Below are 13173 nucleotides of genomic sequence, written 5' to 3' on the forward strand. Positions count from 1 at the left end.
AGTCGTCCGAACTAGCGGAGATTTCCCGAATTCGCTCCGATTTGCTCCGAATGGGTAAAGCCTACTCATTCGGCAATTTCTGCATAGTTTTTAAGGTCATAGCTGCCAAACAGTTTGACGGTTTCAGCTTGCGCGATGAGTTCCCGCAAAGCTGCTTGTGTAATGGCTGCTCTGGCATCCGCTTCTAGATCTAGAAAAAATAAGTAGTCACCCATCGATCGCTTGCTGGGGCGAGATTCAATCCGACTCAGATTGATTTCTCTGTCAGCAAAAATTTGCAGCATTTTGAGCAAACTGCCAGGCCGATTGGCTGCAATACTAAAAGCCAGTGAAGTATAGGCTCCGCCGGGGGATTCTTCTCGGCTGAGGACTAAAAATCGAGTTTGGTTATCTGGATGGTCATTAATTGGACAGGCCAGGATAGGAAGCTGGTACAGTTCGGCAGCTCGTTGGGAGGCGATCGCCCCGATCGTTCGATCTTGGCTTAAGTTGCCCAAGGCTTCAGTCGTGGAATTGGTCGGCTGTGCCTGAGCCTGTGGTAAATGGGTTCCTAGCCATTGTTGGCATTGGGCTAAGGCTTGGGGATGGGAATAGACCGTACAAATGTCACTAATCTGCGAGGCACAGGAAATCAACGCATGGTGAATGGGAATCGTGAGTGCATGCTGAATGTGAAGTTGATCCAGCTGCCATAGCGTATCCATCGTCATCGTGACGCCGCCTTCCACGGAATTTTCCACTGGAACGATCGCCAAGTCTACTTGATTTTGGGCGACGGCTTGGAGGGTTTGGGCGATCGTGGGATAGGCAACAAGGTTCGATGCCTGAGCGCGATGCTCTAGCAGCCAAGTCTGAAAGGTCAGCGCTGCCATCTCCGCATAGGTGCCTGTGGGACCGAGGTGGCCAATAGAAACTGTCATAGGGAATGGGAAGACATCTTGAATGGGGAGAACAACGGGTCAGTCAGAACTGCCATGGAACAGTCTTTCTAGAAAGACTATTAAGACCCTTCAATGGCAAAAAGACTGCAATTTATGAAGGTAATCCAGATGGGTTACCTGACTATCCTATACTTCAGTGAAAATCCTGAGAAAGCGGTTTCATTTTCTAAAATTGAATTAAGTGCAACTTGAAAATCCGTAAACCTCCGGTTCCCTTCTTCTATTTTTGTCTATGGATACTTGCTTCGCCTCCTCACAAACGATTGATCTTCGCGTTCCCAGTCAACCTGTTCCCATTCACCACTACCTTCGCCAAGCCCAGCGGTTAGTTTATACCCTGGCTACGCCCGATCGCGTGACTCCTTTAGATGATGAGCATTACCAATTTCAGGTTGCTCCGTTGAGTTTTATGAACCTAAAGTTTCAGCCCGTAGTAGATTTGCGAGTAACGGCTACGGAACAGGGGCATGTCACGATTAGTTCATCCCGGTGTGAATTACAAGGTTTGGAATTATTCCGCGATCGCTTTAAGTTCAGTTTAGAAGGTGAACTTTACCCTGTGATGGTGCAGGGGGCAACTTATTTGAACGGCCAAGCTGATTTGATGGTGGGTGTGGATTTGCCGATGCCCTTCAAGCTCATGCCAAAATCGTTGATTGAGGCAACGGGAACTGCATTGTTAAACAGTATTCTCCTGACAGTCAAGCAACGTCTCATGACTCAGCTGCTAGAGGATTACCAAAGATGGGTCAACCAACAGCAAGCGGAACTAGCAGTGCTGCCGAGAGGATGATAGCAGTCGAGAAGATGATAGCAAACGCGAGTTCGTCTGCTTTGCAAACATTGCATTCCTGGTTTGCAAGTTAAATCCCTGGTTTGCAAGCAGTGACTCAATGCTGAGTCCATTTTGGTTGACCATTTTCAGGGGGCCTATTTTTGGAATGCCTGTTTTCAGAGTATATGACTAGGCTAGCTAGAGCCTTTGGGTGAAGAGCATCTTTCTCAAGGCTCAACTTTCTTAAGGCTCAAATAACGGTAATTGCTGCATCACCGCTTGAACAGGCGCGTAGCTTTTACGATGCCAAGGCGTAACTCCCAGGGTCTGAAGTGCCTCGCGATGTTGTTGAGTTCCATACCCCGCATTTCGTTCCCATCCATAGCCGGGATAGCGTTTTGCCAGACATTGCATGAATCGATCGCGCCGCACTTTGGCCACGATCGAGGCACAGGCAATGCTGTAGGACAGGGCATCTCCATGGATAATCGTCGTGACACTACCCAGATCCGCATGGTAAATTTCCCGTCCATCAATCAAGGCATGATCCACAGGGGCAACCCGTGCTAGAGCCCGCTGCATGGCTAAGTAGGACGCCCGTAGGACATTCCACTGATCCACTTCCGCCACGGATGCGACCCCCACTCCCACCGCGATCGCCTGGGCTTGAATTTTTGGCAGCAACTGAATCCGTTTGGCGGCGGAGACTTGCTTAGAATCGCGTACCCCCGGAATCGGTGTCACTTCGGGGGGCAGAATGACTGCTGCTGCCACGATCGGCCCTGCCAAGCAACCTAAGCCGGCCTCATCCACCCCTGCCACCCGCACAATCCCGGTCTCCCAAAAGCTTTGTTCAATATCGAGTTTTGGATCCTGTACCATTTCACCCACCTCTTTGAACCCATGCCACCATTGGGCGAGCCCGTCAGTTAGGCTCTCGCAAGCCTGTTCTCTCTAAGCCAGTTTCTTGCAAACCATTTCTCTACAAACCATGTCCCTACAAACCCGGCTTTAGTGTTTGATCTAACGGATGATTGCATTTTGTTCACAGTCGGTGGGTTGGTAGATTGAAATGGGGTTTGCAGATTGAGACGACGGTGCAAATTGAGTAGCTGGGGATTGCCATAAGAAGCCTACCAACGGAGACCCCCTGACAAACAGTACAAAAAAACAAACAGCACAAAAAAATTGTGCAAATTGATCAAGCTTGTAAAGGACAGATTATGGGCAAGATCTGCGGTGGTCTAGGAATGTTGTATTCTTCGTTCCATACTCTATTCATACTTTAAGTGACACCTCCAGCGATGTAGAAGTGTCACTTAAACAGTATCAGAAGCAGTATCCAAAGATAATCTGCTCAAAGCTAAGAAGACAGATGGACGATCGAACCTATTAAAGCGATCGTGTTCTAGAGCTTGTAGAGCCCATCGGTTTTAGAGCCAATGGCATCACGACCCAATGAGCCCTCAGGAGGGCTAGGAACCATTATTCTTCCAAGACCGCAGAGGAGCGACGACGACGGCGACGAATTCGACCATCATTTTCTTGGGCTGACTCTTCTGATTCCTGATTGAAAGGGCTGGACTCTTCCACAGATGGGCTTAAGGATGGGGCAAAGCCAGAACGACTGGAAAAGGTGTCTGCCTCATGGATTTCATCCACGGAATCTGTCGAGCTCGCGGAGAACTTTCCCACAGAAACCGCGACATCATCCTCATCTTCGTCATCCCTATCCACCAATCCAGCTTCAACCTCTGGTACAGGGGGAGCTTCTCCCGGTAGAAAGACCGAAATCAAGGCTGCCTTAGGATTTTTCACTTCCTGAGGGGAGAGAATGAGGGGAGAAACGCCCATCAATGCATAGACATCCTGTTCCTCTTCGGTCATTTCCACATGCACCACTTCTGGGGGTTCGGAAGGGAAGCGATCGCGGCGGTTACGACTGCGACGATCTTCTCGTTCTGGACGTTCTCCCCGTTCTGGACGGGCGTCTCGCGCTGGCACCTCTTCTGTAGGAACCGGACTGCCATTACCTCGAGCACCTGCTAACACCGGTGATCCAACAGTTCCGGGGTAGCGGCTAGGCTCTTCCCAGGAGGTTGCTTTTGCAACGGTCGGCTCTTTCGTAAAAGGTTCTTTGGCAAAGGGTTCTTTGGGCAAGGACTCCTTCGCAAAGGTCTCTTTGGTGACCGCCTCTTTGATAAAGGGTTCGCCTGGACGACGACGGCGACGGCGACTCCGACCCCGTTCTTGGTAGCTGGGATGGTGTAATAGCTCCAGGTCCCCTTCGTTCGATTCCGTCTCAAACTCATCAAAGTTGGGCCGGGGGGCGTCATAACTTGGTTGAGGTTCGCGGCGATTAAAATCGCGACGGGCTTCAACACTGCGATCGCGGGGTTCCGTAGCGGCCAGACGTTCCACGGCTGCGAGATCGATCGCAGACACCCCTTCACCCGGTAGTTGCGCGGTGAGACCCAAACCGCCACAGGTGTGGCAGGGTTGGCCAAATAATTCGTAAATGTTTTTCCCTTGGCGTTTGCGAGTCAGTTCAACCAAGCCCAGCTCAGTCAGTTGAGCAATTTGGGGCTTGGCTTTATCGGCGCGGAGGGCTTTATTAAAGTGCTCCAGCACTTGCAACTGGTCGCGCCGGGATTCCATGTCGATGAAGTCTACGACAATTACCCCAGCAATATTCCGTAGGCGTAACTGACGGGCGATTTCCGTTGCCGCTTCACAGTTGGTCCACAGGACGGTTTCCCGAGCCGTGGCCGATCGGGTGAAGGATCCCGAGTTCACATCGATTACAGTTAACGCTTCCGTTTTTTCAATGATGATGTAGCCACCGGAAGGCAGATCCACCCGAGGTTTCATGGCTTCACGAATAGCCGCATTCACCCGGAAATATTCCAGAATCGAACCCCGATCGCGGTGCTGATCAATGAGCACCCCTTGGGGGAGTTTCCCCCCCCCCCAATTGGTTAAGTGCTGCTTCACCCGTTTTAGGCCAGGAACCGAATCCACTACGATGCGGTTGACATCGCCGCTATAGACATCCCGTAAAACCCGTTGCACGAAGTCATCATCCCGGTTCAGCAGCGCGGGAGCACGGGTCGATGTCGCTTCCTGCAACACGTTTTCCCACTGCCGTTGCAGCATTTCCAAATCTTCGATAATGGCCTCTTCGGGGACGCCATCGGCTTCGGTCCGCACCACCATACCCATGCCAGCGGGTTTAATCAGAATCGCCAAGGCCCGTAAACGATTCCGTTCATTTTCGTTAGTAATCCGTCGGGATAGATTAACCCCCCGTCCGTTGGGCATCAAGACTAAATAGCGACCGGGTAGGGAAATATTCCCCGTAAGCCGAGGGCCTTTACTGCCGGTCGGTTCTTTCATGACCTGCACTAGCACTTTTTGCTGCGGTGCCAGTAGTTCTGTGATGGAGCCTGCCGATCGCTTGAGCCGCAGGGGTCCTAAATCGCTGACATGGATAAACCCATTGCGTTCAGAATCCCCAATATTCACGAAGGCTGCATCGATGCCGGGAAGGACATTTTCAACAATACCGAGATAAATATCACTGACCTGATGGGTTCCAGTCGCAACGATGAGTTCTTGAATCTGATCTTCTGCAAAAACAGCCGCAATGCGGTGCTGTTCGGCAATAACAATTTGCTTTGACATTCAACTTCCTCAAATTTGGCGTCGATCAGCCCCTCCGAGGATCGTTCACTTCTGGTGGATGGCTGAATTCAGCGCGAATCGATTTGGAAATAAACCAAAAAATAAGCCTTGAGGTGAGTGGACAGGATTGCAACTGGGTTTCCGAAACATCTCAAGACAACTCCTCAGCTTGCAACCGAGTTCCAGCGGGACGCTAACGATCGCTCCAGAAATCAACCAACTTCAACCCCATGAGTTGGATCGGTACATTTCTATAGAAGGTGTAAAAAACCTAAGCTTATCGGAGATTGGGCTTGGTGACAAAATCACATCCAGCAGCACCTAACAGGGACGATCCGTCCACAACAATCTCTATTGCAAAGCATTATAGCCTGTCGGGATCATTCTGCCACGCACCATCCTTAAAAATCTTGACACAACCTGAAAGAGGGCATAGTCCCCTATCCGTCATACTGATCCCAATTCGCTGCTTCAGGACTCTCAATCCTGAGGGGCTTCAGGGGCTTCAAGGGCTTTAGGGGCTTCAGAAACAACTTCAGCCAATTCTAATTGCACTCGATGAACCCGAGTTAACCTTAAGGGCTGCGCCATCACCCGTTCTAGCAAAATCACCATTTCATGGGGCCGCAGCATGGTGCCATCGTTTTTGCAACTGCCTAGATAGCGCAGGGTGGCTCCGGTTTCACCGGCTGCAACTAGCTCGAGTTCAAACAGTCGATCGCGCAGATTAGTGGGAATTACTTTGCCGGACTTAGTGGTTCGATCGATCCAGCATTCCGTCTGGTTCAGGACTTGTTGCACCCAGTTTTGCCAATTCAAGACTTGGGGCAAGACTTGGGGTTGCCCAGGATGGCTGACTGCATTGATGACTGGATGGGTGACTGCATCCGCCTCATGATCTTCCCCGAGTCCCAGTTCCACTTGAATTTCGTAGGTGGCTCGTTCCAGTAAGGCGGTGGCGGAAGGCTGTTTGAGATCCACAGCTTCCACGCGGTAGATGGGTAAATCGGCAGGCAGGTGGGTCGCTAACCGTTGGCGAAAGTCTTCTACGTCTACAGATTGCGCTAATTCAAAATCAACAATTTCCCCCGAACTGGTATGTCCCAGGGACAAAGCATTCGCAGGCATAATCCTTGGACTGGGATGAAATCCGCCGGTAAAGGAAATCGGTAAACTGGCTCGGCGCACGATGCGATCGAACAGCCGGAGCAAATCCAAATGACTGACTAGGGCCATGTCTCCCTGCTTGCCATACCAGACCCGCAGCCGTTGTACCCGCTCCTGATTGGGTTTGAAGTGACCGATAAAGTGGGGAATGGAGGGGGGAGGTACCACCACATTATGACCAAAGTCTACGCTGCATACCCCACAGTGGGAACACCCCTCAAAGGAACAGTCGGGGACAACCGCCGCTTCTAGAGCCCGTTTGAGATCGTCATGTAACCATTGTTTATCAATGCCGGTGTCGAGGTGATCCCAAGGTAAAGGTTTGCTGCAATCCGGGAGACGGTAACCGCCAATTTCTTCATCTGCAGCGAAAATATTCCATTCACCATCTTCGACTTGGCGATATTTCCAGTCCAAACCGGCTTCCGCGATCGCCTGAGTCCAAGCCCCAAAGGCTTTATCCAAGCTTTCCCACCAGGCATCCATCCCAGCTCCCAGTTCCCAGGCCCGCCGCACGACCGCAGATAACCGCCGATCGCCCCGTCCCACAAAGTCTTCCATCGCGGAAATGCGGACATCGGTGAAGTTGGCCTTGATGCCCCGTAGTTCCCGGAAGGCCGATCGCAGCAATTCCTGTTTACGGGCAAACTCTGTAGTGGAAACAGAGTGCCACTGGAACGGAGTATGGGGCTTGGGCGTAAAATTGGAAATCGTCACGTTGAAGTCTAGCCGCCGCCGTCCCCGGGCAGAACATTCCCGTCGTAGCCAATCTAGGGTTTCCACAATCCCTATGACATCAGCGTCGGTTTCCCCGGGCAGCCCAATCATGAAGTAGAGCTTGACCTTATCCCAACCCTGTTGCCAAGCAGTTTTAACCCCTCGCAGCAGTTCTTCGTTGGTTAATCCCTTATTAATAATGTCCCGCAGCCGTTGAGTTCCGGCTTCTGGGGCAAAGGTGAGACTCATGGGCCGGTTGCCGCCAAGGATATTGGCAATGTTTTCATCAAAGCGATCGACCCGCTGACTGGGTAAAGACAGGGAAATGTTTTCGTCCTTGAGGCGATTTTTAATCTCCATGCCCACCGCAGGTAGGGCGAGGTAGTCGGAGCAACTCAGGGAAAGCAGGGAAAACTCGTTATAGCCCGTTGCCCGCATGCCATCTTCGATCGCTTCAATGACGGCCTCCGGGGCCACGTCTCTCGCTGGACGGGTTAGCATTCCCGGTTGGCAAAAGCGGCAGCCTCGGGTACAGCCTCGGCGGATTTCCACAGTCAAGCGATCGTGGACAGTTTCCACGTAGGGAACTAGGCCGATGGAATAGGCCGGGATCGGTACTGCGACACGACGCAAAATCCGATGGGGAACCTCCGATCGATTAGGAGCTACGGATCCATCCGGAGCCATATCGTAGAACTGCGGCACATAGACCCCGGGCACTTGGGCAAGGTCGAGTAAGAGGGCCTCCCGACTCAAGCCTGTCTGCTTCCCTTCTTCTAGAATTAACCCAATTTCCGGGAGTAATTCTTCGCCATCTCCTAGAACGATAAAATCGAAAAACTCAGCGTAGGGCTCTGGGTTGGAAGTCGCTGTCTGTCCCCCCGCAAAAATCAGGGGAAAGTTGGTGCCATTGCGCTCCTGCCAGGTGAGGGGAATGCCTGCCAGATCCAGCATTTCCAGGATATTCGTTGCCCCCAATTCATAGGACAGGCTGAACCCTAAAATGTCAAACTCGAGCAGCGATCGCCGGGATTCCACCGCGAACAAGGGTGTCTGGGTCTGACGCAGCTTTTGGGCTAGATCCGGTGCGGGTAAATAGGCTCGATCGCACAGTTGTCGAGGCTGGGCATTGATAATGCTGTAGAGGATAATGTGGCCGAGGTTGGATGCCCCCACCTCATAGACCTCAGGATAGGTCAGTGACCAACGCACGATCGCGCTATCCCAAGGTTTATGGACTGCGCCGACTTCATTGCCCAGGTAGCGAGCAGGGCGCAAAATTTCAGGGGTCAGTAAACTTTCAACGGCAACAGCCACAGCAAAACCTTTCCCAGTACAAGAATTCTGATCTAGTCAAGCTTTCAGTATACGAGGATTTGAGCGTAGGGCTATGACAGCAAGGGCCTATGACACCAAGTTTTTTAGGTGCTGGGACTGCTAGGAATTGAGAGCGTTCGAAACTGAGGACTTATGCGCCATGGGTCAGTCTTGACCAACCAACCCAGGTAAGTAATCCCAACGAGCCAGACCGAACAGTCTGAATCAGACCGAACCATGTCAATATTGGCAAGTAATTATCGGCAAGTCAGTATTGGCAAAAGCAGAACGCCGCGAGCACCTAGACCTCTGCTGATCATGGCTACGTTTAAACTGGGTTCAAACTGCAAAGGAGTATCTAGGTGCTCAACCTGTCTATGCATTGGGCGTAATGGCTGTGCTCAACCCTCAAGCTGCAAATTAAGCAGCCATGGCCTCAAAGGTGGAGGGATGATCAAGAATTTCAAAGGCCCGATCTAACTGAGACAGTTCAAAAATAATCCGGATCGGGGCTGGCAAGGCACAAAGCGTGAACCGTTTGTTTTCTTTTTGGGCTAGGTGGAGGGTAGAGACGAGCGCCATTAACCCTGCACTATCGAGGGATTCAACTTGACTCATATCTACAACCAAGGCATCACAATGATTAGAAAGAACTGCTTGAGTCAATTGGCTGTGGAGTTCTGATGCGGTTGCTGCAATCACAGATCCTTGGGGACGAATGACAGCTCCTTGGGGACGGGTGAGTACGCTCTGCATGATGAAACCTCTGGCTAGATTGCTTGGAGAACTTAAATCTGAGGATGCTATCGACGATAACTTCAGGGTCCGGCTAAAGGCCAGTTACAGAATGGGGTTTATCCAAATCTTTATTGGATAGTTTGCAATCTTGAAATTTCAGTAAGTGATATTTCAGAGAAGTGTATTAAAAAACACTTAATTCACCCCTAACCTTGAACTATCCCCTAGACAGTCGGTGAAAAACCTAACTGAATTCATCGATCCAACTCCTTTTTGTTAAAAGTAAAAACTGTAAAATCCATCACTCAATTGGTGATGCGATTTAACTCCTTTCAACAAATGGATTGCAAAGATAAAGACTGAGGGGATGTTTAACTGGAGTGCTACAAAACTCTACTCAACAGCTTACTCAACATCTTGATTGCAAGCGGTATCAAGTCCGCCTTGACAAGGCTCAAATTTGGTTAACTCGTCTAAAGCAACTAACCAACGAAACCTATCAATAGAATCAATTTACTCAGTGAACCAGGAATCGGTGGAAAAGTCGAGCAATACGGAATTCCAGACAAAATATCTGCTTCCTAATCAGTTTTTGCCTAAACTTGCCTATCCCAATAACGATTCCTGTCTGGATTCAGTGATTTTTCTTGGATTCAGCAGTTCTTATCATATGGGGCGGTTGCGGTGTTCCTAGGTGATGAGAATCACGATCGAGATCGTCTCGGATCACGCGGTATTGGAGCCTGCCGTTCGATGATTTGAAGGTACGCGTTGAAGGTTGCGTATGCGAACTATCACAATTCGACGGCTTGTTGAAGAAGCTCTCCACACAAAGTGTTTGACTCCTTATATCGAGAATGCCATCAATTTAGAACTTTCTCGATTGGGCTACGTCTCCGATGTGGACTATGAAGCATTAGAACTCTTGATGGAAGAGTTGGATGCAGGGCGTATCAAGTTAGTACCTAGTTTCTAGCTCGTCAGATCCGATGGTCAAGCTATGCACAGGACTAGATAGCTTGTCTTAACAGGTCGATGATTCAGGGTTGAACTTTCGGATTCGCTCGACTGTCAATTCGGGGAAGTCTTGGCGCTACACTGTCCTAGTGACATCTGTAGCGTATCCCAATGGCTAGAATCAACGACAATTACCTTAAGTTAAAAGCGGGTTATCTGTTTCCCGAAATCGCCCGTCGGGTCAATGCCTTTGCCCAGGCTAACCCTGAGGCCAAAATTATTCGTCTTGGCATTGGCGACGTCACCGAACCCCTCCCCCAAGCCTGCCGTGATGCCATGGTTCAGGCGATCGAAGATATGGGCGATCGGGGTTCGTTTAAGGGGTATGGCCCGGAGCAGGGCTACGAGTGGCTGCGGGAAAAAATTGCCCAGCAAGATTTTCAATCCCGAGGATGTGAGATTGACGCCTCAGAAATCTTTATCTCCGATGGCTCCAAATGTGACTGTGGCAATATCCTCGATATTTTTGGGGATGACAACAGCATTGCTGTTACTGACCCGGTATACCCTGTCTATGTAGATACCAACGTTATGGCTGGCCATACTGGCGAAGTCAACGACAAGGGGGAGTATGGTGGGCTGGTCTACCTGCCCATCTCGGCAGATAACGGTTTCACCGCAGAAATCCCGAACTACAAGGTGGATCTGATCTATCTTTGCTTCCCCAACAATCCCACCGGGGCTACTGCGACCAAGGAACATTTACAAGCTTGGGTCAACTACGCTCGTACCCATGGGTCGATTATTCTCTTCGATGCGGCCTATGAAGCCTTCATCCAAGATCCTTCCCTGCCCCACTCCATTTTTGAAATTGAAGGGGCGCGGGACTGCGCGATCGAATTCCGATCGTTCTCCAAAAATGCTGGATTTACGGGAACCCGTTGTGCCTTTACCGTTGTGCCTAAGAGCTTGAAAGGTCAGACCAAGGATGGTCAAACGGTGGAACTCTGGGGCCTGTGGAACCGTCGCCAATCTACGAAATTCAACGGCGTTTCCTACATTGTGCAGCGGGGGGCCGAAGCGGTTTACTCCCCTGAAGGGCGATCGCAAACCCAAGCTCTGATTAGCTTCTACATGGAAAATGCCCGCATTATCCGTGAGCAACTGACTGCCGCTGGAATCCAAGTCTATGGCGGTGAGAATGCACCCTATGTGTGGGTGAAAACGCCCAATGGATTATCTAGCTGGGACTTCTTCGATAAGTTGCTGCAAACCTGCAATGTTGTGGGGACACCGGGTTCGGGCTTTGGGGCTGCGGGTGAGGGCTATTTCCGCATTTCCGCCTTCAACAGCCGTGCCAATGTGGAAGAAGCGATGAAACGGATTACGGAGAAATTTAAGGTCTAACTGAGTAAGGTCTAACTGAGGCGAATATCCCAGCATTATTTCTGGATAGCGTTATTGCTGGATGGGAGGGGCGATCGTCCCTCCCTCAATTCAGGACAGCCCCGCCCGTTCCAGCAATGTGAGAGAATAGGGAACGCAAAATAAACGACCTTTAACTCCTGTACTAGAGAAAATCCTGTGGTATTTACTCCTGAAGCCCCAACCCAAACCCGTCGTCGTGCCGTGTTTCCCTTCACCGCCATCGTTGGTCAGGAGGAAATGAAATTGGCGCTGATCCTCAATATCATTGACCCCAAGATTGGCGGGGTGATGATCATGGGCGATCGCGGTACGGGAAAATCGACGACAATTCGTGCCTTGGCGGACTTGCTGCCGGAAATTGAGGTGGTAGCAGAGGATCCGTTCAATAGCCATCCCAACGATTTAGAGCTGATGAGCGATGAAGTTCGCCAACGGATCGATCGTGGCGAAGCGGTGGCCCTGGCTAAGAAAAAAGTTCAAATGGTGGATCTACCCTTGGGGGCGACGGAAGATCGCGTTTGCGGCACGATCGATATTGAAAAAGCGCTTTCGGAAGGGGTCAAAGCCTTTGAACCAGGGCTACTGGCCAAGGCCAATCGCGGTATTCTCTACGTCGATGAAGTGAACCTGCTGGATGACCACTTGGTGGATGTGTTGCTGGATTCAGCAGCCTCCGGTTGGAACACGGTCGAGCGGGAAGGTATTTCTATCCGACACCCAGCCCGCTTTGTTCTAGTCGGTTCCGGCAACCCGGAAGAAGGCGAATTGCGGCCCCAATTGCTCGATCGGTTTGGGATGCATGCTGAAATTCGGACAGTGAAGGATCCAGAACTGCGCGTGCAAATTGTGGAGCAGCGCACCGAATTTGACTCCAACTCTGCCCAGTTTTTGGTGCAATACCAAGCAAAACAGGATGAGTTGCAGCGACGGATTGTGGAAGCCCAAGACCGTTTGAAAGCAGTCTCGATCGACCACGAACTGCGGGTCAAGATTTCCCAACTCTGTGCCGAGTTGGACGTGGATGGGTTACGGGGTGACATTGTGACCAACCGCGCTGCGAAAGCCCTGACTGCCTACGAAAGTCGGACGGAAGTGACGGTGGATGATATCCGTCGGATTGCCCCCCTGTGTCTGCGGCACCGTCTGCGGAAGGATCCTCTGGAATCGATCGACTCGGGTTCCAAGGTCACTAAGTTAATCGATCAAGTCTTTGGCATGGCCTAAGTTCTGAGCCATCAAGTTTTTCCTTGGCAATGGCAGGACGTTTCCCAGTGAAATGTCCTGTTTTTTAATGTCTTAGTTTTGATTATCTTGGTTTTAATTATAGCTGTAGCCAGTTTAGTTAGGACGCTGCCTGATGGAGGACAGCTTCTATGGCCTCGCGCAAAGTTGGGTACTGATCTAACTGGCGACGAATCCGACTTTTCAACCAAGCCCAACACTTTTCAA

The 13173-nt window shown here is 50.8% G+C and carries 9 protein-coding genes; 4 read left to right on the top strand and 5 right to left on the bottom strand.

Features of this window, described 5'->3' with window-relative positions; genetic code table 11:
• Positions 1-65: 65 nt before the first annotated feature.
• Positions 66-920 (bottom strand): prephenate dehydratase, encoded by an 855-nt coding sequence (gene pheA / locus H6G21_RS19235; RefSeq protein ID WP_190575029.1) that lies wholly within the window; start codon positions 918-920, stop codon positions 66-68.
• Positions 921-1173: 253 nt separating this feature from the next.
• Between pheA and H6G21_RS19240 the strand changes: the two genes are divergently transcribed.
• Positions 1174-1734, top strand: a complete 561-nt coding sequence (locus tag H6G21_RS19240) for a DUF1997 domain-containing protein (RefSeq protein ID WP_190575030.1) — start codon at positions 1174-1176, stop codon at positions 1732-1734.
• A gap of 225 nt (positions 1735-1959) precedes the next feature.
• Here the strand turns inward: H6G21_RS19240 and H6G21_RS19245 are convergent, their stop codons facing one another.
• From H6G21_RS19245 to H6G21_RS19260, 4 genes are all read right to left on the bottom strand, one after another.
• The gene (locus tag H6G21_RS19245; protein ID WP_190575031.1) at positions 1960-2598 is read right to left on the bottom strand and encodes a ribonuclease HII; all 639 of its coding nucleotides are present in this window, start codon (positions 2596-2598) and stop codon (positions 1960-1962) included.
• A 603-nt stretch (positions 2599-3201) separates the two neighbouring features.
• Positions 3202-5400, bottom strand: a complete 2199-nt coding sequence (locus tag H6G21_RS19250; RefSeq protein WP_190575032.1) for an Rne/Rng family ribonuclease — start codon at positions 5398-5400, stop codon at positions 3202-3204.
• A gap of 480 nt (positions 5401-5880) precedes the next feature.
• Positions 5881-8601 (bottom strand): TIGR03960 family B12-binding radical SAM protein, encoded by a 2721-nt coding sequence (locus H6G21_RS19255; RefSeq protein WP_190575033.1) that lies wholly within the window; start codon positions 8599-8601, stop codon positions 5881-5883.
• A gap of 420 nt (positions 8602-9021) precedes the next feature.
• Positions 9022-9357: an STAS domain-containing protein gene (locus H6G21_RS19260; protein WP_190575034.1), complete on the bottom strand. Its 336-nt coding sequence runs from the start codon at positions 9355-9357 to the stop codon at positions 9022-9024.
• 766 nt (positions 9358-10123) lie between these two features.
• On the opposite strand from H6G21_RS19260, the gene H6G21_RS19265 reads away from it, so the two are divergent.
• From H6G21_RS19265 to bchI, 3 genes are all read left to right on the top strand, one after another.
• Positions 10124-10315, top strand: a complete 192-nt coding sequence (locus H6G21_RS19265) for a hypothetical protein (RefSeq protein WP_190575035.1) — start codon at positions 10124-10126, stop codon at positions 10313-10315.
• Positions 10316-10467: 152 nt separating this feature from the next.
• On the top strand, positions 10468-11703 hold the full coding sequence (locus H6G21_RS19270) for an LL-diaminopimelate aminotransferase (protein WP_190575036.1): 1236 nt from the start codon (positions 10468-10470) through the stop codon (positions 11701-11703).
• 177 nt (positions 11704-11880) lie between these two features.
• On the top strand, positions 11881-12948 hold the full coding sequence (bchI, locus tag H6G21_RS19275) for a magnesium chelatase ATPase subunit I (protein WP_190575037.1): 1068 nt from the start codon (positions 11881-11883) through the stop codon (positions 12946-12948).
• The last annotated feature ends 225 nt before the right edge of the window (positions 12949-13173 follow it).

Source organism: Alkalinema sp. FACHB-956, assembly GCF_014697025.1.
Lineage (GTDB): Bacteria > Cyanobacteriota > Cyanobacteriia > Leptolyngbyales > Leptolyngbyaceae > Alkalinema.

Excerpts from the sequence above, each read along its gene's own strand:
- H6G21_RS19240 (WP_190575030.1), top strand. The coding sequence starts at position 1,174 with ATGGATACTTGCTTCGCCTCCTCACAAACGATTGATCTTCGCGTTCCC.
- H6G21_RS19245 (WP_190575031.1), bottom strand. The coding sequence starts at position 2,598 with ATGGTACAGGATCCAAAACTCGATATTGAACAAAGCTTTTGGGAGACC.
- H6G21_RS19270 (WP_190575036.1), top strand. The coding sequence starts at position 10,468 with ATGGCTAGAATCAACGACAATTACCTTAAGTTAAAAGCGGGTTATCTG.
- H6G21_RS19250 (WP_190575032.1), bottom strand. The coding sequence starts at position 5,400 with ATGTCAAAGCAAATTGTTATTGCCGAACAGCACCGCATTGCGGCTGTT.
- H6G21_RS19260 (WP_190575034.1), bottom strand. The coding sequence starts at position 9,357 with ATGCAGAGCGTACTCACCCGTCCCCAAGGAGCTGTCATTCGTCCCCAA.
- H6G21_RS19265 (WP_190575035.1), top strand. The coding sequence starts at position 10,124 with ATGCGAACTATCACAATTCGACGGCTTGTTGAAGAAGCTCTCCACACA.
- pheA (WP_190575029.1), bottom strand. The coding sequence starts at position 920 with ATGACAGTTTCTATTGGCCACCTCGGTCCCACAGGCACCTATGCGGAG.